At 52.2% G+C, this 25,071-nt stretch carries 26 protein-coding genes and 2 pseudogenes; 6 read left to right on the top strand and 22 right to left on the bottom strand.

Translation table 11 applies throughout. The features are described 5' to 3' along the window. The 9 genes from QMF38_RS12025 to QMF38_RS11980 form a co-directional block, all read right to left on the bottom strand. The gene (locus QMF38_RS12025; RefSeq protein ID WP_281759582.1) at positions 1-1,323 is read right to left on the bottom strand and encodes an FAD-binding oxidoreductase; all 1,323 of its coding nucleotides are present in this window, start codon (positions 1,321-1,323) and stop codon (positions 1-3) included. Positions 1,324-1,498: 175 nt separating this feature from the next. Next, positions 1,499-2,710 carry an MFS transporter gene (locus QMF38_RS12020; protein WP_281759581.1) on the bottom strand — a complete coding sequence of 404 codons (1,212 nt, stop codon included), beginning with the start codon at positions 2,708-2,710 and terminating at the stop codon, positions 1,499-1,501. Positions 2,711-3,125: 415 nt separating this feature from the next. Further along, positions 3,126-4,172, bottom strand: coding sequence for a multicopper oxidase family protein (locus QMF38_RS12015; protein ID WP_281759580.1), 1,047 nt, complete (start codon positions 4,170-4,172; stop codon positions 3,126-3,128). Between the two features lie 29 nt (positions 4,173-4,201). Beyond that, positions 4,202-5,662: a multicopper oxidase domain-containing protein gene (locus QMF38_RS12010; protein ID WP_281759579.1), complete on the bottom strand. Its 1,461-nt coding sequence runs from the start codon at positions 5,660-5,662 to the stop codon at positions 4,202-4,204. 118 nt (positions 5,663-5,780) lie between these two features. Beyond that, on the bottom strand, positions 5,781-7,055 hold the full coding sequence (locus tag QMF38_RS12005; protein WP_281759578.1) for a cupredoxin domain-containing protein: 1,275 nt from the start codon (positions 7,053-7,055) through the stop codon (positions 5,781-5,783). A 566-nt stretch (positions 7,056-7,621) separates the two neighbouring features. Then, a complete protein-coding gene (locus tag QMF38_RS14750) occupies positions 7,622-8,476 on the bottom strand; it encodes a GNAT family N-acetyltransferase (protein ID WP_309298703.1) in 855 nt (284 codons plus the stop codon). 555 nt (positions 8,477-9,031) lie between these two features. Then, complete coding sequence (locus tag QMF38_RS11990; RefSeq protein ID WP_281759577.1) at positions 9,032-9,313, bottom strand: hypothetical protein; 282 nt, start codon at positions 9,311-9,313, stop codon at positions 9,032-9,034. Positions 9,314-9,330: 17 nt separating this feature from the next. Then, positions 9,331-9,636, bottom strand: a complete 306-nt coding sequence (locus QMF38_RS11985) for an HIT family protein (RefSeq protein ID WP_281759576.1) — start codon at positions 9,634-9,636, stop codon at positions 9,331-9,333. A gap of 762 nt (positions 9,637-10,398) precedes the next feature. Further along, positions 10,399-10,959, bottom strand: coding sequence for a GNAT family N-acetyltransferase (locus QMF38_RS11980; RefSeq protein WP_281759575.1), 561 nt, complete (start codon positions 10,957-10,959; stop codon positions 10,399-10,401). Between the two features lie 184 nt (positions 10,960-11,143). Here QMF38_RS11980 and QMF38_RS11975 point away from each other — a divergent pair. After that, positions 11,144-12,365: pseudogene (locus QMF38_RS11975) on the top strand (citrate/2-methylcitrate synthase). A 250-nt stretch (positions 12,366-12,615) separates the two neighbouring features. On the opposite strand, the gene QMF38_RS11970 reads toward QMF38_RS11975, so the two are convergent. The 8 genes from QMF38_RS11970 to QMF38_RS11935 form a co-directional block, all read right to left on the bottom strand. After that, entirely contained in the window at positions 12,616-13,008 is a 393-nt protein-coding gene (locus tag QMF38_RS11970) for a retropepsin-like aspartic protease (RefSeq protein WP_281759574.1), read from the bottom strand. After that, positions 13,005-13,253, bottom strand: coding sequence for a hypothetical protein (locus QMF38_RS11965; protein WP_281759573.1), 249 nt, complete (start codon positions 13,251-13,253; stop codon positions 13,005-13,007). The genes QMF38_RS11970 and QMF38_RS11965 overlap by 4 nt, the downstream gene beginning before the upstream one ends. A 98-nt stretch (positions 13,254-13,351) precedes the next feature. Continuing rightward, positions 13,352-14,524: an SEC-C metal-binding domain-containing protein gene (locus QMF38_RS11960; RefSeq protein WP_281759572.1), complete on the bottom strand. Its 1,173-nt coding sequence runs from the start codon at positions 14,522-14,524 to the stop codon at positions 13,352-13,354. A gap of 182 nt (positions 14,525-14,706) precedes the next feature. After that, positions 14,707-14,832 (bottom strand): hypothetical protein, encoded by a 126-nt coding sequence (locus tag QMF38_RS11955; RefSeq protein ID WP_281759571.1) that lies wholly within the window; start codon positions 14,830-14,832, stop codon positions 14,707-14,709. 162 nt (positions 14,833-14,994) lie between these two features. Further along, positions 14,995-17,526, bottom strand: a complete 2,532-nt coding sequence (locus QMF38_RS11950) for an alkaline phosphatase family protein (RefSeq protein ID WP_281759570.1) — start codon at positions 17,524-17,526, stop codon at positions 14,995-14,997. A 501-nt stretch (positions 17,527-18,027) separates the two neighbouring features. After that, complete coding sequence (locus QMF38_RS11945) at positions 18,028-19,464, bottom strand: ATP-binding protein (RefSeq protein WP_281759569.1); 1,437 nt, start codon at positions 19,462-19,464, stop codon at positions 18,028-18,030. 270 nt (positions 19,465-19,734) lie between these two features. Beyond that, positions 19,735-19,905 carry a hypothetical protein gene (locus QMF38_RS11940; protein ID WP_281759568.1) on the bottom strand — a complete coding sequence of 57 codons (171 nt, stop codon included), beginning with the start codon at positions 19,903-19,905 and terminating at the stop codon, positions 19,735-19,737. A gap of 26 nt (positions 19,906-19,931) precedes the next feature. Further along, complete coding sequence (locus tag QMF38_RS11935) at positions 19,932-20,135, bottom strand: hypothetical protein (RefSeq protein WP_281759567.1); 204 nt, start codon at positions 20,133-20,135, stop codon at positions 19,932-19,934. Between the two features lie 97 nt (positions 20,136-20,232). Here QMF38_RS11935 and QMF38_RS11930 point away from each other — a divergent pair, with 97 nt between their 5' ends. From QMF38_RS11930 to QMF38_RS11915, 4 genes and pseudogenes are all read left to right on the top strand, one after another. Further along, positions 20,233-20,496 carry a transposase gene (locus tag QMF38_RS11930; RefSeq protein ID WP_281759566.1) on the top strand — a complete coding sequence of 88 codons (264 nt, stop codon included), beginning with the start codon at positions 20,233-20,235 and terminating at the stop codon, positions 20,494-20,496. Positions 20,497-20,732: 236 nt separating this feature from the next. After that, positions 20,733-21,146 (top strand): annotated as a pseudogene (locus tag QMF38_RS11925) (IS110 family transposase); the annotation flags it as partial. A gap of 150 nt (positions 21,147-21,296) precedes the next feature. Then, positions 21,297-21,770 carry a transposase gene (locus tag QMF38_RS11920; RefSeq protein ID WP_281759619.1) on the top strand — a complete coding sequence of 158 codons (474 nt, stop codon included), beginning with the start codon at positions 21,297-21,299 and terminating at the stop codon, positions 21,768-21,770. A gap of 1 nt (position 21,771) precedes the next feature. Beyond that, positions 21,772-21,969, top strand: coding sequence for a hypothetical protein (locus tag QMF38_RS11915; RefSeq protein WP_281759565.1), 198 nt, complete (start codon positions 21,772-21,774; stop codon positions 21,967-21,969). Positions 21,970-22,467: 498 nt separating this feature from the next. Here QMF38_RS11915 and QMF38_RS11910 read toward each other — a convergent pair whose 3' ends face one another. From QMF38_RS11910 to QMF38_RS11895, 4 genes are all read right to left on the bottom strand, one after another. Beyond that, entirely contained in the window at positions 22,468-22,710 is a 243-nt protein-coding gene (locus tag QMF38_RS11910; protein WP_281759564.1) for a hypothetical protein, read from the bottom strand. Then, the gene (locus QMF38_RS11905) at positions 22,686-23,174 is read right to left on the bottom strand and encodes a hypothetical protein (protein ID WP_281759563.1); all 489 of its coding nucleotides are present in this window, start codon (positions 23,172-23,174) and stop codon (positions 22,686-22,688) included. Before QMF38_RS11905 ends, QMF38_RS11910 begins: the two co-directional genes overlap by 25 nt. A gap of 186 nt (positions 23,175-23,360) precedes the next feature. Then, a complete protein-coding gene (locus QMF38_RS11900; RefSeq protein ID WP_281759562.1) occupies positions 23,361-23,642 on the bottom strand; it encodes a hypothetical protein in 282 nt (93 codons plus the stop codon). After that, entirely contained in the window at positions 23,605-24,432 is an 828-nt protein-coding gene (locus tag QMF38_RS11895) for a ParM/StbA family protein (protein ID WP_281759561.1), read from the bottom strand. The genes QMF38_RS11900 and QMF38_RS11895 overlap by 38 nt, the downstream gene beginning before the upstream one ends. Before the next feature lie 131 nt (positions 24,433-24,563). On the opposite strand from QMF38_RS11895, the gene QMF38_RS11890 reads away from it, so the two are divergent. Next, complete coding sequence (locus QMF38_RS11890) at positions 24,564-24,794, top strand: helix-turn-helix domain-containing protein (RefSeq protein ID WP_281759560.1); 231 nt, start codon at positions 24,564-24,566, stop codon at positions 24,792-24,794. Here QMF38_RS11890 and QMF38_RS11885 read toward each other — a convergent pair. Continuing rightward, positions 24,791-25,071 (bottom strand): hypothetical protein (locus QMF38_RS11885; RefSeq protein ID WP_281759559.1); only part of this gene is annotated, 281 nt, incomplete at its 5' end. The genes QMF38_RS11890 and QMF38_RS11885 overlap by 4 nt on opposite strands.

Raw genomic sequence — 25,071 nt, 5'->3', positions numbered from 1 at the left:
TCACATCCCTCCCAGAAAACGACCTGGAGATAAGAGATGCTCCGGGTCGAACGTCTGCTTTAACCGCTTCATGACAGCGGCTGCCCCAGGTGCCAATGGGGACGCAGCGCTTTGTGCGCGAATCGCAATGGGCGCGCGCTCCACAACCATCTCAAGGGCAGATGCGCTGATGACGTCCCGCAGTTGTTCCCAACGGGACGAATCTGTAAGCGATGCACGTGCGGGATCGAAGGCAATTCGGGCAACACCCGTCACGCCTCCGATGGTTGTACTGATTTCATGTGGATTCTCGGCGAGTAGAGCGACCGTTTCCATCACTTGCTCCATAGACGCAAAGAGCTTCGTCGGCTGCCCTTGTAAGCGGATACAAACCGTGCCTGCACAAAGCGATTCGCGCTGTTCCGACCACCAGGTATCGGCTGCATGCTGTTCCAACGTCTCCACCGTCAATCCGAGATCGCGCGCCATCGATTCGAGAATCTGCGTCTGCGCCTTCGCGGCGCGCTCATGTTCATCACAGTCAACGGCCAGTACCCAGTTCCGCGTCTGATCTGGCGTGCTTTGCCAGACAGCTTCCAAACGACTCGGCTGCAACGCCGACTGCACGATGCGCTCCCGAAGCTGACCGAGCGCATGAAGTGACCCGCCGACCAGCACCGTTTCCCGATGCATGGGCAAGGGCCGCAACTTCAAGGTGATTTCCGTGATTACGCCAAGCGTCCCCCAGGCACCGATGAATAGTTTCGTCATGTCATAGCCAGCGACGTTCTTGACGACCTTGGCGCCCGTGCGGATGACGCGACCATCGAGCAATGCGACGCGCAGGGATATGGCCATGTCGCGCAAAGACCCGTACAGTGCACGCCGCGGTCCGCTCAGGCCTGCACTCAACAAGCCGCCAAGCGCCGCATCCGCAGGTGCGGGCGGATCGTAAGGAAGCATGAGGCCCGCCGCGGCCAGAGCCGATGCCAATTCCGCCATCGTGAGCCCGGGTTCTACAGAGACGATGAGATCTCCCTGAGACAAGTTGACCACATGATTCATGCGCCGCAGGGACAGCCAAATATCAGGCGCCTCTGCCTGAGGGCCGTATGCGAGCAAGCGCCCGGCACCATAAGGAAGCACACTCAGGCCGCAATCACGCGCAAAGGCGAGAACGGCCACCACTTCCTCTTCGTTCAATGGCTCCACCAAACAAACATCTCGTGAGGATTCGTGCAGATGCAGCGTGCAGGCAGGTACGACGCGCACGTGATGAAGGCCGATCACGTTTGCCAAATGTTCCGCCGTATCCGCAGGTTGTGGCTTCGACTGAAGCGGCACGATGGGATCGCCTCCAAGTTTCCCACGCTGGGGAAGACTGTGGTTCTGCATAGTGAAATACAGTTCTGAATTGTTATATTCATTCTACGGCAAAGAAATGCCCGAAAACAGGTAGAGAACGATTTTCCCTTTCCCATTTCGTCGGACTGGTTGATACCCACGGCGTTCACCTTGTTCAAATGGCGGTATCCCGTGCCACATCGCGTCGTCTGACGATATGTAGGCTTATGTAAATCGCGGACAATAGCAGAAGAAGGACTATCATGAGCCCGAGCACCATCCGCAGAACCTGCTGCGGCAGCAAGTGGTCCATTGCATAACCAATGAAGGCCGGACATAAAGCCCCACCCACTCCTGCGAAAGCCGTGACAGCACTGGTAACGGTGCGTTCCATCCCTGTAAAAGTGTGATTTGCGTAAACCATCGTGATCGAATATACAGCCGACAGGGACAAGCCGACGCCACAGATGGCAAGATAAGCGAGCCAAAGCGTGTGCGAGGCCATGAGCGCAAGAAAAAACACGCTTCCCATCATGACACTCGCGAACAAGTAAAGCTCATAGCGAATGCGCCGGGCTATCCATCCGATGGCCAGCCGACCGACCACCATAGCTCCCCAAAATATCGTGGAACTTAGGGAGGCGAGGTATGGTTGACTCTTTATGTAAAGAATCAATAAGCTTGGCAGGAAGCTGTTGATGCTGCCCTCAACGCCAACGTAGATGAGGATGATCAAAAGAAAGAGTGCAAGCACGCCGTACTTGGAAGGGCGACCTCTAAATCTGGGCGGGGCGGCCGTTGGCGCATCCCTTTCCCCACTGGCCGTTGTTGAAGAATCCTGCACTTGCCACGCGTACGAAACAGATTGCCACACGAGGCATAGCACGAAAGCGATGATAGCGATGCATATGGACGTAACCCGCCACGCGTGAGTAGCAATCAAAAGACTGGCGAGAGCAGGGAGAGACAGTGCCCCAAGCCCAAACGCCACTTCCAATCGACTCATCAATATCGCTCGTCGACCTGGAAACCGTTCCATGATATAAGACGCAACAGCCGTCTCTAACGACGAAGCGCCAATTCCATTCAGAATGACAAAGACCCCTAAAAAGAAGAATGGGGGTAAACAGAAAAAACCGATTTGTCCGATCGCTACAACAAGCGCTGCCCCGGATAGAATCAGTCGATAATGAAACCGCTTCATGCAACTTGCCGTAAGAGGGACACCTACAATAAATCCGATTGAGCCGAGAAGAGCGAGCATGCCTCCAGCCGTATAAGCTGTGTGATAATGGGCCAGCAAGTTTGGCATGATGGCTCCGAGAAGGACACTACTCATGCCACCTAACAAGTACATGCCGTACGAAGCCCAGAGAAAACGAGTCAAGTTGCCATTCCTCCACATTCCATTCTTGCCGAAGCAACGAGGGAGCTGAGTCCGCTGTTATTCAGCCTAACACCACCTGACTGTACAGCATACAGCCGCGTGTTCACTCTTTCGACGTGCGCGGCTTTGGCTTCCTGCACGCTTCAGGCATTGTCTCTGGCATAGAGCGTTTGCGGCATCCACTGATAGGAAAGGGTGTGGAGGATTGATTGGCTTTATGGTCCACCCGTCGACGCTCACCAACACGGCGATGTCGATCCGCGCGACGATGGATGTGCCACAGTAAAGGGGGGCCGCCTCTCGGGCCCTCGTTCGGCGACGATTCGGGCGATGGCCAAGTGAGAGGTGCCCCCTATTTAAGCGAGAGCCCTAACTTGCACGACGGCTCACGACAAACAACTCGTCATAAGAGGTGTTATTTCGAGGGCTTTTTTACATCAATGAACGTAACCAGACCGACCATATGGCCCGCGCTGTCCACCACATGATCGACGATATGGCAATGGAACAACCATTTCCCCAGGTTGTCCGGATGCAGACGAATGTCATATGTGGTTCCGGGCGCCGTCGATAACGTATCCATAGTCACCGGCTGTGAAAGCGGATCGCCATCTTGTGCAATCTCCTGAAAGTGCATTCCGTGCAAGTGCATCGGGTGTTCCATGGTACCGACGTTCAGCAGGTGGATGAGCACGTTGTCCCCGATTGTCGTCTCCAATGTCCGGGTCGCGGGAAACGATTTGCCATTGAGATTAAATCCCAGCTGTCCGGAATCATCAATCACGAGGGTATACTCCTCGTTGTACCCGGGGCGCACGTGATGCCACGGCGTACCTTTGGGCTCAACGATCACCGGCCCCCAAAGCCCCATCTCATTCTGATCCGCCATATGCACCGAAGGCTCTGCGCGGTAAATGTATGCACCCGGATTGGCGTCTACGGTGAAGGTGTACGTCCAGGACTTCCCGGGCGCAATGTCGGGTTGGCTGATACCGCCGATGCCCGTCTGTTGAAACGGCACATCCAGTCCCATCCAGTGCACGGTTGTCCCTTCTGGGAGATCGTTTTGCACGACCACCTTGACCTTATCGCCGACGTCCACCTGAATCTCCGGTCCAGGCGCCGTTCCGTTGTAAGCCCATGCCTCGACCACGAGGCCACGCCCGTTATTCCACCAAACAGGCCTTGCAGTCAGGTGAAACACCTTGTAACCGCCCTGCATCTTGTAGGGCAGCAACCGCAATCCGTCTGGCAACAGCGGTTCACCCTCGCTGCCCGTGTTTGCCGGCGCCACATTGTACGAATTTGCTGACGACGCAGCGACAGGCATGATGGTGGACGCCATCAACACGCAGAGCGAAGCGAGAGTACTCGCAATGGCGCGAAAGACACCAGACAGACGTCCGCGGCTTTTAAGGCCAAACACCTTGTCACGAAGCATCCGTTGAATCAGGATACCCATGTGCTTTGTCCCCTCCTTACCGGTTCCATTCACCTAGATACGTCGAAGATGGCGGCCATGCCGGACATCTGGCCCGCCGCCGACGTCATCTGATCCGGGATGGAGGAAGCCAAAAGCCACTTTCCAACGTTATTCGCCTGAATCTCGATATCATAAGTCGTCCCCGGTTGTGTATCCAAGGTATCCATCCAGACGGGGGCCGGAAGCGGATAGCCATCTTGCTCAATTTCCTGAAAATGCATTCCATCCAAATTTATTGGATGATTGAGTGATCCCATGTTGATGATGTGCACGAGCACTTTGTCGCCCAGCTTCGCCTTGAACACCGGCACTGCCGGGTAGAGCTTACCGTTGATGTCATTGCCAAACTGCGGTGAGTCATTCAGAAACAGCGTATATTCACGCTGGTATCCAGGGTGAATGCCGCGCCATGATGTGCCCTTTGGTTCCACGATAAAGGGCCCGGACAAGCCCAGCTTGTCTTGTTTCAGCATGTCGTTCATCGGGTGTGCGTGATAGATGTACGTGCCGGGGGGAACGTGTACAGTGAAGGTATACGTGTACTGGTGACCCGACGGGATGTCCATCTGGCTCTCCCCTGTGCCATCTTGTGAAAAGGGCACATCCAGCCCATGCCAGTGCACGGTCGTGCCCTCCGGGAGGTCGTTCGTCACAATAATTTTCACTTTGTCACCCGTGTTCACGCGAATTTCGGGCCCTGGAACCGTCCCGTTATAAGCCCACGCTTCCACTTTGTGCCCGGCGCTGGTCTCCCACCACACCGGCTCCGCCGTCAGATGAAACACCTTGTATCCGTCCTGCATCGTGTACGGCAAAAGCCGCAATCCATCCGGAAGTACAGGTTCTCCTTTGGTTCCCGTACCCATCGGGGCAATGCGGTCCTGATTCGATCCATACGGCCCATACGCACCCCCTGCATTTGTCGCCGAGTTGCTCCCAGACATGTTCATGCCGCCCATCGAATTGCCCATCGATGTCGTATTGTTACTAGGCAAGCTGGATGTTGTCTGGCTTGATCCCTGCGCCGTCACGACGACCGTGCCCGACATCGAATGGTATTTACAGTAGTACGGATACGTTCCCGGCTTCGTGAAAGTATAGGAGAAGGTGGCAAACGGGGCGACATCGTGATCGAACAAGCCCGATGGCTTGCCGCTGCCACTCGTTACACTGTGCACAACCAAGTCGTTGTTCGTCCAGACAACCGTCGTCCCGACCGGTACCGTGATCTTGGAGGGGCTGAAACTGTAATCGGAGATGCTCACCTGAACTATGTGACTGGGCGCATAGGACGATCCTGTTGACGAGGCGGCATTCGATGTTGAGGCAAAGGCATGCGTTTGACCAGCTAAAAATGGAATAGACATTAGAGAACAGGTTGCTGCCATGGCCATTCCGACGATCACGCCGCGCTTATACAGTATCGATTTGCGCGATGGTGCCGATGAAGTTTGTGACTTGTGGTTCATCCGTCTTCCTCCTGAAACGAGGTACAAAGGCATGCAAGGTGGCAGAAGGAACTGCATCTGCCACCTTGCCAATGTCTTTTGCGCGTTGGGTTCTTTGCGTTTCACCAGGCAGGGCTACTTATTTCTTCGGAAGGACATGGATAACGGCCGTCATGTTCATCATCGCGTGAATGAGACAGCTATAGGTGTATGTGCCCGGTTTCGTGAACGTCAGCTGGTACGACTGCCCAGGCGCTAAATATCCGGAACTGAAATAGCCATGACCCGCATATACGTGTCCGCCGGCCGGCTTCGTTGGATCGCCGACTTTCATGCCTTTGGGCACAAACGAGATGGTGTGCTCTTCATTCGGACCCATCTGTGTCCATACCACCGTGTCCCCCTGGTGAATGGTGAGATTTCCCGGCAAGAACCGTTCATAGGCAAAGGAAGGATAATCGATGGTGCCACTGCTGACTGCCGTGGCGCTGCCGGATGCCGTCACGTCCAGCACCCATACGCCTTGGGGTACCGCGAGTGTGTGCACTGTACCGCTGAACTCGGCTGTCCCATTCTGGGCCGCCTTCACCTTTGCAAAGTGCGCATTGGACACGGCCTTGCCGCTGTCGCTCACACCCCACTCCAGTTGCGGAGTATACCACTGGCCCGCCTTTAGGCCGCTCAGCTGCCCGGAGATGTTCCACACGCCTGGCTTCACCATACTGATTTTCGCAGCACCCATGGCGCCCCCCGGTCCAGCAGGTGCCAGGTTGAATTGATATGCAGACAACTCCGGCAAATCTGTCTGGATGTGGTAAACGGTTGTACCATGCGGACCCGGTGTCGTCTTTACCTGCACGGCTGTTAGTGCCGTCTGGGCCGCTGCCAAATCTTCCTGTGCTTCCACAGCACCGATTTGATTATATTGCGCCTGTGTCATCGGATACGCAGTCCCGGCGGGTTGAACGATGACGACGCCTGCCATACCCGGGTGCAGACCGCAATAGTACGGGTAAACGCCCGGCTTCGTGAAAGTCAGTGACCAGGGTTTCCCCATGAGCAGACCGGAGCTGACAAACTTTGTCCCATCATATGTTTGGTCGGTGGTTGGCTTGAACATCAGAGGGCTTCCGATGGGTGGCATCTGGCCATTGCCCGGAAACGCGATGGTATGACCGCTGCCGACAAATGTTACCGTATCACCCGCGTCAACAACGATGGAATTCGGGAAAAACCCCATCGCCATAAATGACATGTCTGGCGTCGAGCTACCGACCTGAACCGTCCAGGACTGTGGGGTCCCGTTCGATGTATTTGTCGTTCCGGAATCCGCCAAAGCGACGGGCGTGGATGCGCCGAGCAACGCTAGCATCGCCGCGCCTGCCATACTGCTTTTCAACATGGATCGCTTCATATCTCTTTCCTCTCCTTGGAGCATCACAGCCTCATCACTGCAGCTCTTACCCAAGTTTGTTTGACATCACTGTTCAGAATATCTGAGGACGAAGACACAAAGCGTCCCATGTTGTGTTCCATGTGTCCCATTCTGCCTTGGAACCAACCTGTCGATTGATTTAAGGCAGTGAGTTAAGTCAAGAGAGTGGATAGAATAAATCAGAAATAGGGGAATGAGGGTATTGGTATTAAATCCAAAGGGTAGGCATCCCAGAAGAGACATTTCAAGTATTCATGTTTAGAAGTGATATACTGGCCCCGTCAGATCGGGCCGTATTGCCACACAGAAATCTACTACCACCTGGCCGTCACTTTGGTACGCTCCCGCTAACTTGCGCAGATGCACGAACGCAACCAAAACCGTGAATCTCCCTGTCCTTCGATTCAACGATTCGGCGTTATCCGTTAAGCATCTCGTTTATCGGTTCGGCGCCTGCGCCTGTGTTAGAAAAATGATATGGCGGTTCGTACATCCAGCCAATGGTGTCAAGGATATCCGCGGTCTCTATGGTCGAGTAAGAAAGTTTATCCGTCAAGTCTCCCTTGGCCACCTCTGTTAAAATCATACGCCCTCTCGACCCGACACACCCTGGTCACAAAGCTCTCGTACCACTTTTCACGGCCGATCTTTTGCGCTACGAGGTGCCGCCCATTTTCCTTCCATGCTCGAATCGACTCTTCAGAATCCCAATAGGACACCGTGATCCCAATTCCATCGGCATCTCGGACGCTTTCAATCCCAAGAAACCCGGGTTGGTTCTGCGCTAGTTCCACCATTTCATCAGCCATATCCGCGTAACCGTTATCACCGGGTGTACGAACCGAGGTAAAAATTACTGCGTAGTATGGTTTCTCCGGTGTCTGTGCCAGTATGGTTTCTGAATGAGGACGTTCCACTTTTTCTGCCATAGTCAATCTCCGTACAAACTGCACCCGCCTCTGACCATGGCCATCGTAATCCGTTTTAACCTGTACTCCATCGACTTCTCCATCACCCGGCTCAATCTCGAATCCCATCCTGGTGTGAAACGCAATCGACCCCATGTTCATAGGCGATGTTACGACATGAACCTCTGTGCACCCCCGTTCCTGCACCGCTGAGAAGAACCTCTCGTATAGTTCCTTGACCAGCCCTTGTTTACGCCGGTCCGGATGAACGCCGACAAAGTGTATGTACGCCTGTTCGGGGTGTGTTTGCGACACGAATCCGACCAGAAAGGCGACAAATTGACCGTTTTCTTCGACCGCAAAGCTAGTTTCTTGAAAGTGTTGAAAGAATAGTTTCGGCAGCATATCGGGCGTGGGTCGACAACCTAACCAGTCTTCAATCACGGTGATGATAGAGGCATGATCTTCTTCTCTAACGTTGCGAATGTGCAAATGAATACCCCCTTGTCGTCACTGAAAATACTCTGGACACCTTTTCCGGATATTCTTCAACGCCTTCGCCATCGCTTGTTTCACATGCAGTCACTCATCCATTTGCAGGATTTTAAAGATATCCCTTACCTCGACAGCATATGTGGCCCCACCTGCTGCACTAAAGACCATAGCGACACTCCACCGAATCTGCTCATCACCCGACTGAACCCACCTAGGGCAAGCACCTCGGCTGGATAGTATTTCATAATCGCACTTCCGATGTCGAATAGCCCAAGGTTCTGACGTGCTTCGATCGGTTCGAACACAGAATCTCCACCACATTCCATATTGGATTGGCAAACTTGGAATTTTGGCTTCTTCCGATGTACATCAGTGCCAGGACCACTACTCTGCGGGTATTTTCCATATTCATCCTTCATCCGCGACGCCATCGTGGGTTAGAAACTTTCAAAGTGACAAGAGAAGCGTCTCGACGCACCCGCGACCCGCTCCCGAACCTCCCAGTTCGTGCTGTCCGCCATGTTACGATGTACATTCTCTGCTGTCGATGGGTCAAACCTCATGACATAAGGCCAACAACTGCGCTCCAACTTCTTCCGCAGTCGGATTGCTGCTTCGGTACATCTCGAGAGCTGTTAGGAAGAGAGCGTCAGGTTCGGACTCGAAATGCCGCTCAATGGTTTTGATAGCATTGCGCTCCACCTGTGCATTGGCAGTACCGACATGCGTCGTTGCCGGAGATTCAAGAGCATCGATCATGCCGGTCACGGATCTCTGAGTGAGAGCGTTAGAGAATTGCGTTTCCCATTCCTCTATGCCGACGTGATCATTCAATGTACCTCCGCAGTTGCTTACGACAATTCCATTCTAAGGAGTTGTACCAGTCTCTCGATCTCAGCAGTATCGATGTCCCCCGGCCATGCAAAAACTCGAGGACCACGGAACTCGATCGGATCATCTTCCATACGAGGCACAACGTGAAAATGTATATGTGAGCAGTCTGCCGACTCTGCGAGAAGAATGGTGTAGACCTTGGCTGGAGGTCGCGGAAGGCACTTACGAAGCGCTGAAGTCACACGTTTGACCAGCAGGCCAAATTCCTCGGCTTCTTCTACGGTCAGATCATCAAAGAACTCCACATGCCGGACGGGTTTCACGATAAGCCACCCCAGAGTTGGGCACGGATGCACTCGGTGATCAACCTGCCACAGTCCATTGTTCCAGATGACGCCACCTGGTGGTTGCCGTCCCCCCAAATTCACAAGACATGCTAGACATTCCGCCATTTCCGATCCGCTCCTCCAATCATCCCGATTCAGCTACAATCCATTCCCCATCGCAGATTTGAACACAATTCCATCCTCGTCGACCATCAGCTCGGCCTTGTACCCACTCTCGATTCTCCGAAGATGTGCGCGTTTTCTCCCGGTCCAGTATATCGTTGTTTCACTGGGGTAACCTGAAATTCCGGAAATCACAGCCAAGCGGCTACGAGTTCGCCTAACTCTCCAACTTCTAAATGAGCCGCCGAATCGGTTCGAATTTGTTGCCGGCGTGACTCCCATATCCACATTCAAGCATTCCGCAAGATCTGGCGTTCTCATCCGTTGACCGACCAAAGCCCGCTTTTCTCGTCATGCCTTGCAAATAAATCTTCATTCAGTCCGTTCATCTGGACACACACGAAGTTGGTTGTGCCATATGCTGCACACTCAACTTCATAACCAACCTTGCCGAAAATACCGCCGAGATCCCCAATCACTTATCAGGAATTTCTGCTGCAATGTTTAAAGCTAAACGTACCAAGATTCAATTGATTCCGTCAATACAATGTCAAATAATTGGCTTCATGACTTTATTACCTCAATTACCAACCTCCTAAATTGCCCTCTAATACGTCATCGGTTGGGCACATGTCGTCAATTCGATGGTGTATTCTTCAACAAACCGTCCAACGTTGCTTGCAAGTTCCCCCACCCGTACCCAATCTCTCTTAGGGACTTCCCGTCAATTTCCACATCCTGTTCTATTATAGGAACACCACCCAGTGACTCGTAAAAGTGACAAGCTGGATTGTCAGCCAGAACCCATATCAGCATCGAATGAAAATCGGTACTGACAAGATGCTGAACGATTCGATGAAACAGTTTCTGCCCAAGCCCCTGACGTTGGTGAGATTCGCGCAAGTAAATCGAATAGAGTTCTCCGTCGTAGTCGGTGTCTCCTGAGCGTTCTTTTCCACCGTTTGCAAACCCAACGATTTGGCCGACTCCATCTTCCGCCACGAACATAGCATAATCGGGGCCATTTTGCGCAGATACTCGACGCCACCTTGCCTCGCTCGTTTCGTACGACAACTCATCAAGATAATTATCCGGTACGATACCTTTATACGTCGTTCGCCAACTGTCGACGTGAACTCTTGCGATCTGTCCGTAGTCGCTGTCGCTTACCCGTCGAATGAGCCACTGACTCGGCACATGATTGCCTCCTTCTTCACCGGTTAGACACCGAACACTTCGCACTGCAGTATACAGGGAACCAGATCAGACCTCGGAATGTTTATACGCCCGTGTCATTTGAACGGCCACATACTCTAGCCAACCCCCTGCACGTCCCTCATTTCGTTGCGAATTAGAATCAGAATCCGTTTCAATTGGCGCAATGCGTACGCCACGTTCCTTTGCAAAACACAATTGCCAACCAGTATGGCCGTTTGAAGCCCACGTTTCCGATATGATGGACGCGTGCTCGTTGCGAACCATGCTGCGACTTCGGCACTCAATGCTGATACCCCATCCGCAGCAAGTGCCCACTCATGTCGATTCTATCATGGCCTTCTACAGCGGTTTGACGGTGGACGGTGAGCGCGGGTTGCTCGTCTACCGCGGCTACTTAGCAGGTGAACTGGTACGGTCACGAACGTTTGAGGAAGTGGCGCATCTGCTCTGGCACGGCGCTCTTCCATCACACCAACAACTCGAGAAGACGAGATCATATTTGACTGAGCACCGTTCCTTGCCCGTGACGGTGCGACGTGTACTCGAGGGACTCGGTGCAGAGCATGATATGATGAGCGTTCTCCGAACCGCCGTCTCAGCCCGTGGGCCGAGTCAGGAATGGCCGCCGACGGTGGAAAATGCTGATGTTCACTGCAATGTTGCCCACTGTTATCGCATACCGATGGGCACTACAGTCTGGGCGTGCGCTCATCGAACCGGATCCCGAGTTGTCTCATGTCGCCAACTATCTGTACATGCTAACCGGGAACCGGCCTGATCCGGCGATTGCCCGTGCTCTCGAAGCGTACATGGTCATCACCATGGAGCACGGTTTGAATGCTTCAACCTTTGCAGCGCGCGTCGTTACCTCTACTCAATCTGACATAGCGTCGGCATTGTGCGCTGCACTAGGTGCTATGAAGGGTCCCTTGCACGGCGGGGCGCCTTTGGAAGTCATGGTAATGTTGGAGCAGATCGGGGCCATTGAGCATGCAGAACCGTGGCTTCGGAGGAAGCTTGAGGCAGGCCGAAGACTGATGGGATTCGGGCATCGTGTCTACAAGACACAAGATCCGCGTGCGGTGGCATTGCGGTCGGCGGTAGAGTCGCTTCGGACCGGAAATCCCTGGTTCGACCTCGCGGTGCAGGTAGAAGACCTCGCCATCCGCTTACTAGAAGAGTACAAGCCGGGCCGTCACCTTTACACAAACGTTGAGTACTGGGCTAAGGCAATTCTGGGTACGGTAGGAATACCCAAAGTACTGTACACTGCAACGTTTTCGGCGAGCCGGTGCGTAGGATGGACGGCGCACATCCTGGAACAGGCGGAGGACAATCGATTGATCCGACCTCAATCTGTGTACATCGGGCCGATGCTCTCTTGACCGCTTCACACCGGATGCAGACGGGGTGAACCACCGCGCGACGGTATGGCGCGGCGGGTGGTCCACAGGATCCGCCTTTAAGCGAGTCTACTGATTCGGTTTGACACTCCATAGGGTACATGGATATCAATCATGTCAACATCGCTGTATACGGACCCGAGAATTCCTTCGGCATATTCATTCCATGCATTTTTGTCCTTCGCTCTGCTCGCAGGAAATGTCGTTTTTGGGCTTAAATGAAATTGAATGTTCACTCCGTAGTGGCTTCGGTCTGGTAAAGAGTAAGCCTTGCAAGGTCCAGAACAAAATTCCCCGCCATGAGCAAATCCAGTCCGATCAATCCACTGATTCCGTAATCAAGCCGTCCAAAATCCACCTGGAAATCACTCGCACGAAAGGTTCCCAAGTTCACGCTGTCGATGCGTTTACGATTGGCAATGTCACGACCACCAATACCAAAGGCCGTGACAATATGATCCCCATCCTCCGGTGCAACATCCACATTATCCTCAACAGCATCAAGGTTAATCCAGGTGTGTGCCGACCCCGTATCAATAATCATGTTGTCTAAAGTTTTGGTGGTTCCCTTATGCGTGATCATCATGGAGGTCATCAAAATACCGCCAACAATTTCGACCTTCATGAGCGCACCGCTCGGACCATCGGCTTCATTACAACGTCCATGACAACTTTCTCGTTTGACGTATGATAGATAAAGCGATTGTCTTTGGACTCTTTCAGCGCCTCAAGCGTTTCCTTTGAATCTAGCAACGGACGGATCAGCGCTACTTCCTCTACGTATAGTTTCCCCCCTTCGATTTTCGACTTCAAATCTTCCACGAAAACATACTGATCCGGGAAGAGCTTCCGAACCTCGGACCACTGCATATCACCCACCGTCCTCGTCCTTTGCCACGATTGTACCATCAGAGCTGGAATTGCTTCATCATTGACGCACTGCGGGCTTCGCAGAAACTATCTACCAGTCATGCACCACAGCACTTTTTGTACTTCTTCCCACTTCCGCATGGACACGGTTCATTCCGACCGATCTTCTTCTTGGGTCGGGTTGCCATCGCCTTCTCGAACCGCAACCTTCGTTCAAACGCTTCATCGATTTCATCGAGGGTTTCCTTCCATTGTTGGACTTCCCGATTATCGATTCCATTGATCACGCAATTTGCATACAGGACTTCAAGCAAGTCCAGGTTATGATCTGTTTGCTCAAGTAGCTCTTTCATGGCCGGAATTTCTGCGGCGGAAGTCAGCCTGCAAAGTGTATCGGCAAGCATTACTTGCTCTTCAATGTCTGTGGCCTTCTGAAACAGCCGCAACGTCGCCGCTTCCGAGTACGATGTTTTGATTCCAGCAAGTACGCCCGTAGCGTAGTTGTGGAAACCCCACTTCGACTCGCCGAATCGCTTCTCAACAGCATCCACGACGAAAGGTGTACCAATTCTCACCAAGGCATACATGGCACGTTCCTGCAAGATGTCGATATCTGAATCCAGGACGTCGAGTAAAGCAGGAACCGCCGATTCATCCTTCAAATACCCCGCGAGGACACACGCCATTGCATCTTCGTAGTCTTCGTACCAGGCATTGGGATCGCCATCCTGGTACTTCCGAATGGTTTCACTCAACGCCAATTTCGGCAAGTCACTTCTGCGTGATATCTCACGTGCCATTGCAATGACAAACGAAAAATCGACCGCCGAGTATTCTTCGGCCCGAATTTCTTTGGCAATCCTCCGCCATTCCTCAAGGAGAGCCGAGGTTGTCAAACTGACGAGACTGATACGCTGCTCAATCTTTCGACGTAACGTTGCAGGGATGCTCGACAAACTATTATCGGCTCCCACAAGGACATGAGGATGCGCTGAAAGGAGGATTCGCGCATAGTCCAGTTGGAGTGCGGACTCGTCCTTTATCCGGCGGAATAATTCGGAAGCCATTATGGGTGACACGGCAAACTCTCGTGCGCCGTATAGCAACTCACGACGGGCGTCCGTTTGATCTCCCATTTCACACGCCTTCAAAACAATGGGCAGGAGCTCTTCATCGTCTGATTGGGCTTCTTCGAAATAGTCCAAGGCGAATAGACGGATTCTATGTTCTGGGTGAAGGATAAACTGCTTCATTACATCACGAGTTCTCACGTCTGGGCACCTCAGTTTGGGAGTATGTGCTACCTTACAGCTTCGCCACAGCATGTTCCGATCCTATCATTATGCACAACAGTCCTCGTTGGGGCGAAGTTTCGAATCTGAATGATGATGAATTCCAGGCGACACCACCCAGATCATGGATGTTCCCTCGCGCTAAGGCCTCGTCAAAATTGTCATACCGTCGTTGATGAACTGGCACGCCCGTTCCACACCGGCTCGTAGGACTCGTTTTCGATTTCGACGTCGAAAATCAGATACTTTTTAGCCGCCCGCTTCAGGTGGCGAATGTTCCCTTTCAAACGACTCAGCCACGTAAAGTGCATTCGAACAGTGCCTGTCCGAACCCTCCCCCGCTTGAAATCAACATAGCCGGATTTTTATTGTATTGGTCTGTGTACTCTCTTTTAGCCGTATAAAGGCTGCACCAAGATTGGCGCAGCCTTTATAGCTAAAGTGGCAGCCTAGTTAGCCAAGGTGCTGATAGGTACACCCATCGCCATGGGTACTACGTTATTTCCTTGGCCATCTTTGATGTCAGCTTGGGTCGATTCAAGGTTGATAGCGTCTGCTGAGCTAATTTTCTCACCGCTCAAGTCCAACACCAACGTGTTTCCTTTCGAACTACTATCCACCGTAACGGTGCCCAATGTGTTACCTGATGGACACATGAGGTCAAAATCCTTTGCTGCCACACTCGACGCAGAAACCGGCTGCGTGAACGTGAGAGTTAGTTGATGACTCCCTGCATGATAAAATGCACTCAATAGCAGCGTCCCTGTCGTTTGTTCGCTTGCTGGCAAGCTATCGCTGCTGGTAATCGTCACAGGCGTGGCAGCTGGCAACGCATCACTACCGTCACCGTTTGTGATGTCGGTTTGGGTGGAGACTAGGTTAAATGTATCTCCTGAGCTAATTTTCTCACCGCTTAAGTCCAGAATCAATGTACAGTCCTTCGAATTATCATCAACCGTGGCGGTACCCAACGTGTCCCGTGAGCCGCCCCGGAGGACAAAATCATTCTCGGAGACACTCGACGCCGCCACCGGTGCATTGAACGTGAGCGTCATCTGGTGGACAGACGCGTTATAGCTCGCACTTTCAATTGATGGACTGCCTGTAGTTGGAGTATTGGATTGTATCGGTTGAAACAGAATCGAGTTAGTCTGATACTGTATCGGCTTCACACCAAGCGCAGTTGCTAAGTTGTCAATCGGTAGACACTCGGCGCCATTCCGATTCACGATTGGAGCGCCAAGTTGGACCGAATTACCATCAACGGTCACCGTGTCGCCGTTGGCCGGGATCCCGACCAGGTGTCCTCCGTACGTGAACCACGTGTCTTTGCCGGACCGATAGGTTTGGACATCCAGGCTCTGTGCAAGATCGTTCACATCCATATATAACTGTCCGTTTTTCGTGAACGGGGTAACGGACGCGACTGGCTCACCGGTATTCGGATCGAGGAACACAGGCGGATTGTAGTAACCCGGATTAAAGTCGAACATGTCGTTGAGTGAGCCCGCAAACTCATCAAACCCTTGATTTCCGAGGCGTCCAAGGTTCCAGTTGTCCTCGACGAAACGGATAATGGAAGATTGGTCTGCAATCGAGTTGATGACCTCATTGTGCTTGGCATACGGTGAAATTACGATAAGCGGTAACCGCGGTCCGTATCCAGCGCGGTCTTGATACCCTCCAGCAGGTGGGTTTGTTCCCGAATTTGTTCCGTCCAACGCGTCCTCACTCGGATCGTCGGATTGATTTACAATCGGAGGCATAACGTGATCGTACCAGCCATCAGAGTCATCATAGGTGATGAATATTGCAGTACTCTTCCAAGTCGGTAACGATTCTAATTTGTTGACGGTTTGAACGAGCCATTGCTGCTCATCAAGGGGATCTGAGTATCCAGGATGACCGTCCTCGTAAGCAGGCGGCTTCAAAACGGCAAAATTCGGAACGTTCCCTGCAGCCACAGCTGTCCAAAAATCGGTCAGATCATATTGATGATTCGCTTGATCCGTATGTCCAATCATCGCGACTGACGACGGTTTTACATGAGTGACGTTGGAGGTTTGATCGTAATACTGATACGGTTCGTGATGTGCGACATAATCCGTAACTTCTTTTCCGCCAATATTCGCGTGCTGAGCTGTAGTATCATCATATCCTCCTTGAAACCAGCCCCACGTCAGTCCCGCTTGGTTCAGTACATCTCCGATGTTTGTGCCCGTCATCGCGATGGTTTTACCACTGGATGCATCATCGTAGTACGGGTCTTGATCATTGTAAATTGTCCCATTCCCATTAACAACGGAACTATCGTGACCTTGTGGTAGCGGAGTTCCACCTTGTTGTTCGTTGGCGCTGTAAGCCGTGGCACCGTGCGTCTGACCTGAGATGAGGTTGAGCGCACCTGGTGTTGAGGGACCATCGTCTGTGCCAAAGAAGTTGTCGTTTAGAGCATAGTGCTGTGCGTAATTCCACAACGCGGTTACGGTGTTTCCATCGAAATAGTCCATAACGTCCGGGTAACTGTGCCCTGTACTCTGAACGTATTTGTCCACGAGCCCACCGTCAAGCGCTTCCTGCTCGGAGGTATACCCATGGTCATTATCTCCCGTTAGTGCCTGAGAGCGATCCAATCGCTTTGGATTGGTGAGATTCGGATTATCAGTCAACAACGCTGCCGTTAGCCCATTGACGGTTGGCGTGCCAGGGGCCGCATAAAAAGGCGGTTCACCTACCGGATTCGTGGCGTTCGGGTAAGTACCAAAATAGTGATCGAACGAAACATTTTCATCGTAGAGGACAATGACATGTTGAATGGGGGTATTCGCTTTTGCACCGCTGATTACTGGCGTACTTGTAGTTGCTGGGGGAGTAGAAGTTGCCGCACTTACCGACGAAGTCATGGAACTGCTAGCAATCGATGTACTGAGTGCCGCTAGACCAGAAAGAAGCGCAAAGGGTCTCCTTTTCCGACGTCTCATCGTCTTTAACCTCCCTATTCGTTGTGTAGATTACAATACAATCCCATGATGTAAATTCTGTAAAATCAACGTGAAAAGTAAGTAAATAAACATTAAGAAAGTTCAGAACGCTAAACTCATTACTTTCCGGGCTATAGAAGAGTTGCGTTTTAATGCGACGTCAAAGGAGTATCCCTATCAAAAGTTATAAGTGGATTCCTTTCGTGGCACCCACCTTGAAACTTATTAAAATCGATGAAAAACCCAGCCGCCGCAAGGCAAGCTGGGTTTCTCCACGATGGTTGGTCGTGGTCTCATATGGTGGAGGCGAAGCTTCACCCTTAAAAAACCTGTCAATCACGATTGAAATCCGGTATCGAAAATAAATTTTTCAAATCAGGCACTTTTAAACCAAAGGGACCCACGGTGAGCATTTACTGCCTCAACGTGAGTCCCTAACCTTCCCGCGTGCTTTAACACTTCATATGGAAACACCTGTAGATGGTCACGATAGAATCGACATTAGTGGCCATCGACAGTCTGAGAAGCCGGAGACTGCGGCCGTTGCGGGTCGTCATCTTGTTTGATAAGCCGGTAGGCAGTTGCTTTGCCTCGTTTACCGGGTACTCTCTCTATGATTCCTCGGTTCATCAACCGCTCGAACACACGCTTCATGACATTTTCTGACCCAATGTGGCAGATGGAACGAGCCACGGAGTTATTGATCTCTGCATGTTGCCGCAGATATTCAACCACAAGCTCTTCGGGAGATGCCAAGGGTTCATGGCGAATTATGACTATGACTGAGCTATCCGTTTCCTGGATGATGGGGTCCTTCAACTTGAGCTGACGCATTGCATCGAATGCTGTGTTAAGCCCTTCTCCCACATCTTTATTTGGGGCATCCGGAAACTTGTTTATTATCCGTACGACTGAACCGTTTCGTGCAAACTGCTCATTCAAGATGTTTTTAACGGTCACGTGACCAGGCAATTTCCCCGGACTTTCGACCTCTATTCGGTTGTCAAAAATCCTGATCTGTATATCGGCTGGAATACTGTAGTCCCGATGTAAAACTGCATTGGTAATGATCTCGTGCAGTGCTTCAAGCGGATATTTGACCTCAGAGAATCCGGCTGCACCCAGCATTCGAATACCTTCTACCAATTCAACAGTTTTTTCAACAGCTTGTCTTATCTGTTCATAAAGACAGCCCTCGATGGTGATAGGGTCAAAAGCCAACCCTTCTCGCAGTGGTTCAGCCGTTTTATATCTAAAGATCTTGATTGCGCATCGCTTGGGCAAAACCGCTTGCGGCTCATCATCAAACAATAGTATTCCAGCAACCGTAGGCTTGTTGTTTTTTATAAGAAGTTGTTTCTTCAACCATGTTTCTGGCTCGTTCGTTGGTATAATGGCTAACATGAAGTTAATGATGACCAGTGAGTTGGAAATACGTTCTTGCGGAATGTCGACCACTTCTGTCTCAAAGCTGACAACACCTTTATCCATATCCAGACGTCGCAATTGGTCATCGGTAGTCAATTTGAGTTTCTGGGCTCCCCTGCGTATGTAAACGTGTCCGTTAGATGCCCGCACGACTCCTGGCGATTTGTGTATATCGATCTTCAAGACGTACCCGTCACACCCCTCGCACTCGAGAAAGGTATACTGATATCCCTCACCGAGTGGAAAAAGTTGCTCGAAGATTTGAATGTGTCCATTGGCGGATTCGAAATCGGAAAACCCCCGCCACTGACGTACTTTCCTGCTATCGACTACCTGTTCATCTATGCCAATAAACAGCTCTCCACCATCTGCATTAGCAAAGGCAGCAATGGTCTCAGTCAACTTACCCGGACCAATGTCAATAGACTTTAAATCCAAGAAATGCCCTTCTTCATAATCCAAAATATTGTCACGCTGAAGCGGACTGACAGCTACTGTCTCAATCGGCACAGTGAGCCCTCCCTACAAATTTTCCACAAAACAGTCTATCATCATTCTATAATAATATCCATACAATTCCGTTTTTTGGATTCGAAGACTGCCATTGATATGAAAGCCCGACCTGCAGTGACTCCGGCAGTTGTATGTGTCGTCCAATTCATTGCCAGAAGGGTTTACCTGACAACGTTGATTCTGCATAATTCGCTCGCAGTTGATCAAGACGTCATCGGTCAGGTACCTACTTGCTGCTGGTTCAGAGTGTTCGTTCAGATGCTATGTTCAGAGAAGTGGGCAGATGCTCTTGTACACCTCGCCCAACATCCACTCCGAAACCGCAGAACGCACTCCGGAAACGTTAAATATCCTGGCGAGGAGTTCTTCGTTCAGGCCCATCCGGTCAATGCCCTTTTGCAAAAACACTTCTTCAAACGCATAACGGAAATTCTCCATTGTGTTGGAGCATGCTGCCTTGATGATCATCGGATCACTTTCAACTTCCGCTTTCCACTGGTCAAAAATAACCGATCCGCTTCCGTGAAGTACGTGCCGAACGCCTTGTTGAGCACCTCGATGATGCTTGACAACGGCGCCTCTTTCTTTGAGATTACACCGGTTCCGGACTCCGTGATCCCGTCCAGAACCCCCGGCGTCTCCCGTACTAGGTCGATCCTTCCTTTCAACTTCTCCTCAAGTCGGTAATATCGGTGTTAGGCTTAAATGGTGGACACAACGAACTGAGAATGTGAAAATAAGTAAATCGATTCGAGGCGTCTACATATGGCGAATAAGTATGACAACAATTTTAAGCTGAACACAGTCAAGCTGGTTCTGGAGGAGGGGCGAGTAGCGTCCCAGGTAGCGCGTGATCTCGGTATTTCCGAGAAGACGCTGTACGGCTGGATTGCTAGATACAAGGACGATCCGAACAACCCATTTGTGGGCAGTGGAAACTTAAAACCGGAAGCCAAGGCGGCACGCGATTTGGAGCGCGAGAACCGTGAGTTGAGGGAGGAGAATGAGATCTTAAAAAAACGCTCATGACCCCTTGGGACGCAGGCTATGATGAAAATGGTCATGGCTTTTTTATTTGCGAAGAATCTCGCATAATGGAGCTGAATCCGACCAGTTCGGTTGTGCTTTGTGGTGGTTTGACCCCGATAAAAAAACTGAATGGACAACCCTTGAAGCACAGGATATTGGACTGAGAGTCCGGGTAAAAAATCTTCATTGTCGGGTTGTCTTCGGATTCATCATTCTGTGAGACGGAGGTGTCACATATGATGGAGGCCATTCTTGAGCGGTGCGCCGGGCTGGATGTACACCAGGAATCCGTCGTCGCTTGTGTGCTAACCGGGCCGTTGGATCGCTCACCCAAGTCGGAGGTTCGGACGTTTGGAACGATGGTAGAAGATTTACTAGCACTTTCGGATTGGTTGACTGACAACGGATGTACCCATGTTGTCATGGAGAGCACGGGGGTGTATTGGAAGCCCGTTTGGAATGTGCTTGAGGCTTTTGATTTTGAATTGCTTCTCGCCAATGCCCACCATATTAAGAACCTCCCTGGGCGAAAGACCGACATGAAAGATGCCGAGTAGATTGCCAAACTTCTTCGATCTGGCCTCATAGAAGGCAGCTTTGTCCCATCCCAAGAAACACGCGACTTACGAGATCTGACTCGATACCGAAAGAAACTCGTACAGGACGCCACTTCCGAGAAAAACCGAATTCACAGGCTCCTCCAAGATGCGAACATCAAGCTAACTACACACATGTCTGATATCTTCGGGGTTTCCGGACGAATCTTACTCCAGAAAATCATCGACAGTGAAGTGATTACCATGGAGTTCTTAGAATCGGAGATGAAAGGGGCACTGCGACACAAGTCTGCCAAGTTGCTGCAGTCGCTCAACGGTCGATTGCGGCGACACCACCGGGACATGCTCAGTTTTTCCTACGGACACCTTCAATTCACTGAGAAGGCCATTCTAGAAGTCGAGGAAGAGATTCGCGCTCACATTGCGGACAAGCAGGAGGGGTTTGATCTCATCACGACCGTACCCGGAATTAACGAAAATGCTGCGGCAATCATCCTGGCCGAGATCGGTACCGACATGGAGCAGTTCGGTGGTGACAAACAATTGGCCGCATGGGCCGGGCTCAGTCCTGGAAACCATGAGAGTGCAGGTAAAAAAACGGGTTCGGTCCCGAAACGGGAACAGTGCTCTAAAAGCAGTGCTTTGCGAATGTGCTTGGGCGGCAGCCCGAACCAGAAGTACCCGTCTGTCCGCTCGATATTGGTCATGGGTCAGTAAGATGGGAGTCAAGAAAGCGCTGGTCGCCTTGGCGCATACATTGCTTCGAATCGTCTACCACATCCTACATCGCAAAAAACCGTATGCGGAGCTTGGTCCAGATTATCTAAGCAGTTTCAAACAGCGCAATGAAGAGCGTCGTGAAGCAGCCATGATTCGCAGGTTAGAGGAAAAGGGATTCCAGGTTTCCAAACCCTGATTGCGATGTCACCATCCACTCATTTCCAGGAGACTGTCAACGGCAGCCTCTATTTGCATGTGAATACATTTCTACGAGGGCTCTGCTGCATCTACGGACTCATTTTCGTAAAAAAGCCGTAAGTGATGTCGGATCAACGTCCTTATTCGCAAGACGAACTACTAAACTATATGAAGTCTTCTGCCGACTTAGTTCCACTAAGGTCTCAGACGGGTAGTATTCAATGCTTGACATGGTTGGAGCCTCCGTTAGCAACAATAAGCAGGCGGAACTCTAACTCCGTAGGTTCGCCTACCGCTAACTTGATCTTTCGTCACGGCACAACAGAATCCTTCAAACGGTGGAAATAAAAAACCCAGCCGCCGCAAGGCAAGCTGGGTTTCTCCACGATGGTTGGTCGTGGTCTCATATGGTGGAGGCGAATCGACACCCGACATAACCCTAATTGACGAAACCCATCAATTCTTTGTGCGAAGGCCTCGACGTAAGCGGTTGGCTCTATAACATCCGCTCCATCCGCTTGCGGTTCAGGAACATCTCTGCCGCGCTCCTGGTCGACTCGCGGAAGTGCTGGTCGACGTACTCCTCGAGGACACGCACGCACAGCTGCTTCGCGAGGTCGCGTCGCTCTTGAGCATCCACCTCTCGGCCGGCTTCGATGTACGCGACCTCCTCAACGAGCTGCTCGAATTTTCGAAATACGACCTTGGGCACGTCTATCGCCGGATCGAAGAGACCCATTTGCCATACCTCCTGTCGATGGCGTATCGGCTGCGCGGTCTGTACATCGGTGCGACGGCGCGCACCACGCGCTCATCATGCAGACCGAGAATGAACAGCGCTGCAACCGCATGTGCGTCCGGAGCGGCAAGCGCCATCACGATGTCGTCGATGAGCAACCGCTCCTGCGTGGTCATGCGCAGGGACAGGCGCTCACATCGCTCGTACGGATACTCGATAAGTTCTGACAAGTTGCGCTGGTCGTCCAGGTGCCCGGGCCAGATATGATCGCCGCGCACCAGCGGCCTCCAGAAGTACGGCGCCAACTTGCTGATGATGGCCGTGTGCCGGGATGCCTCGATGACAATGTCGCGTGCCGTGTCTCCGACCGGCAACCGACGCTGGGCGGCGATGTCGGTGACAATCTCCTTCTGCCATACGGGCACGTATGGCCGGAACTGCGTCCGCTTCTCCACCTTCCCCACCGCGTCACCTCCCTCCCGATTGGCGTCGATCCCACAGGGACTCTGTCGCTGCGGGCTCTCCCCTACTGTCTCTCGATCACTGAGTGGTCAGTGAGTAGTCAAGGGCTGGTGCGGGACTCCCTGAGTGGTCAATGAGCACTCCCTGAGCGAGCAATGTTCCCTGAGTGGTTAATGAGTGCTCAGGAACTACAGCAACGAGCTTGCGCTCTCCCAAACGTCGTCCGCAACTGGTTGACTATCCAAGGGCTGCTGCACGGCTACATCCACTGCGCGCGAGCTGTTGTCTCCTTTTCCCCGCTCCATCTCAGCGGCGATTAGACGCTTAGCTGCTCCAGAGAAATTGATCCAGGCATCCGTGTATTGAAATAGCGCGGCTTGATACGGATCGCTCAGGTTAAAGCTCACTGTGCGATTGACGATGACGCATTTGTCACTGTCTCGTCTCGGCTTGCGTGTGTTGGCGCGCATGTGCAATCACCCCCAGTTCGCGGAATGCGACGGCGTTGGCAAACAAAGCGTCAGGATGCAATTCGACGTTCGCGTGATATTGACGCAGATGTGGTAACAAAGATCCCCTGCCTCCAACCAATACGATTAGGCCGAGCGGCCGCAAACGAGTGGACAGGTCGGATATCACGACGCGGGCAAACTGTTCCTCCGTTCCGCGGAATGTCTCGAACCCGTAGTCGAGCGAATCGCTCTCGCGATCGCGCCAGCGTCCGTCGACAGCAGTCGCGTAGTTGACAGTGCGCGAGCCGACGTCGAGCACATGGAACCGCCCTGGGCGACGCTGGGCAATCGACCATGCAGCCGTTGCGCCCTCCGCGGCGACTTCAACGCGCTCAATGTGGATCGTCTTCGTTACGCCGTGCACACCAATGGTATGCGTGCCGAGTAGCAGTTCCCGCATGCGTTGCTTGTCGTGGTCGTTGTGGAACGCCAGCGGCAATCCGGTGACAAGCATCACTGGTTCGTCATCCGTGACCAATCGATGCAGAGCGGCTAACGTGAGAATCTTCGTGTCGAGGTGCGCCTTGTACGCCGTCATCATCTGGGCCCCGTCTTCCGCTTCCTCGATGGCCACGCGTCCACCGAAATACCGCTCGCCGGCGAAGTCGATCACCAGGTCTTCGACGCCCATCTCACGACCGTTTCGCAGTTGCCGCCACGTGCCCAGGGTGGCAGGGAAATAGACGCGTTCGTGCGCGCTCACGGCCTTCACCCCGCTACGGCCACAATCTACACTGATTACCTGCATCCACATCGCCTCCTGAGTAATCATGGAGTTCTCAGTGACGATAAGAGATATATGGGCTCCCTGTTTGTCCCTATTCCCACGTTTGAAATATTTCGCTTTTGGGAAAACAGACAAACAGGAGGTGCGAATCGATGAGATGGTTTGCCGGTATGGAACGCAATCGGAGCAAGTTCGGAGAATGGTTGGAGAGGCATGGGGTATCTCAAACAGACCTGTCCAAGATGAGCGGCGTGCCTGACTCCACCATCAACAACCTCGCCACCAGCCGCGCACAGCACCCCACGCGTCTGACCGCGCGCAAGCTGATGGAGGCGATACGGGAGATCGACCCCGAGGCGAGGTTTGAGGATTTTTGGGGTTAGATACTATGCGTCGCCCTATACCTGTCAAGCGCTCTTTGGATAATCCAAGAGTCGTTATCGTCGATGAGGCGAACATCTTTACCTAAGGGTTGGATATACTGTTTAATAATATTATCAAGAATCGCTTGCTCAGCTAGGGCTATCCCTGCCTCTGACATTGGAAAACCGTTTACACCCCACAAATTTTGAGCAGTAAGCTGTGCTCCGAGAGGTACAATCACCAAATCCTCTTGTCCGTTATTGTCAAACACATAGGTGTGCGCCATAGGCAGATTGG

This window comes from Alicyclobacillus hesperidum subsp. aegles, assembly GCF_027923525.1.
Lineage (GTDB): Bacteria > Bacillota > Bacilli > Alicyclobacillales > Alicyclobacillaceae > Alicyclobacillus > Alicyclobacillus aegles.
Note: the sequence above shows the minus strand (reverse complement) of the source record. Positions and strands in the feature narration are given on the sequence as shown.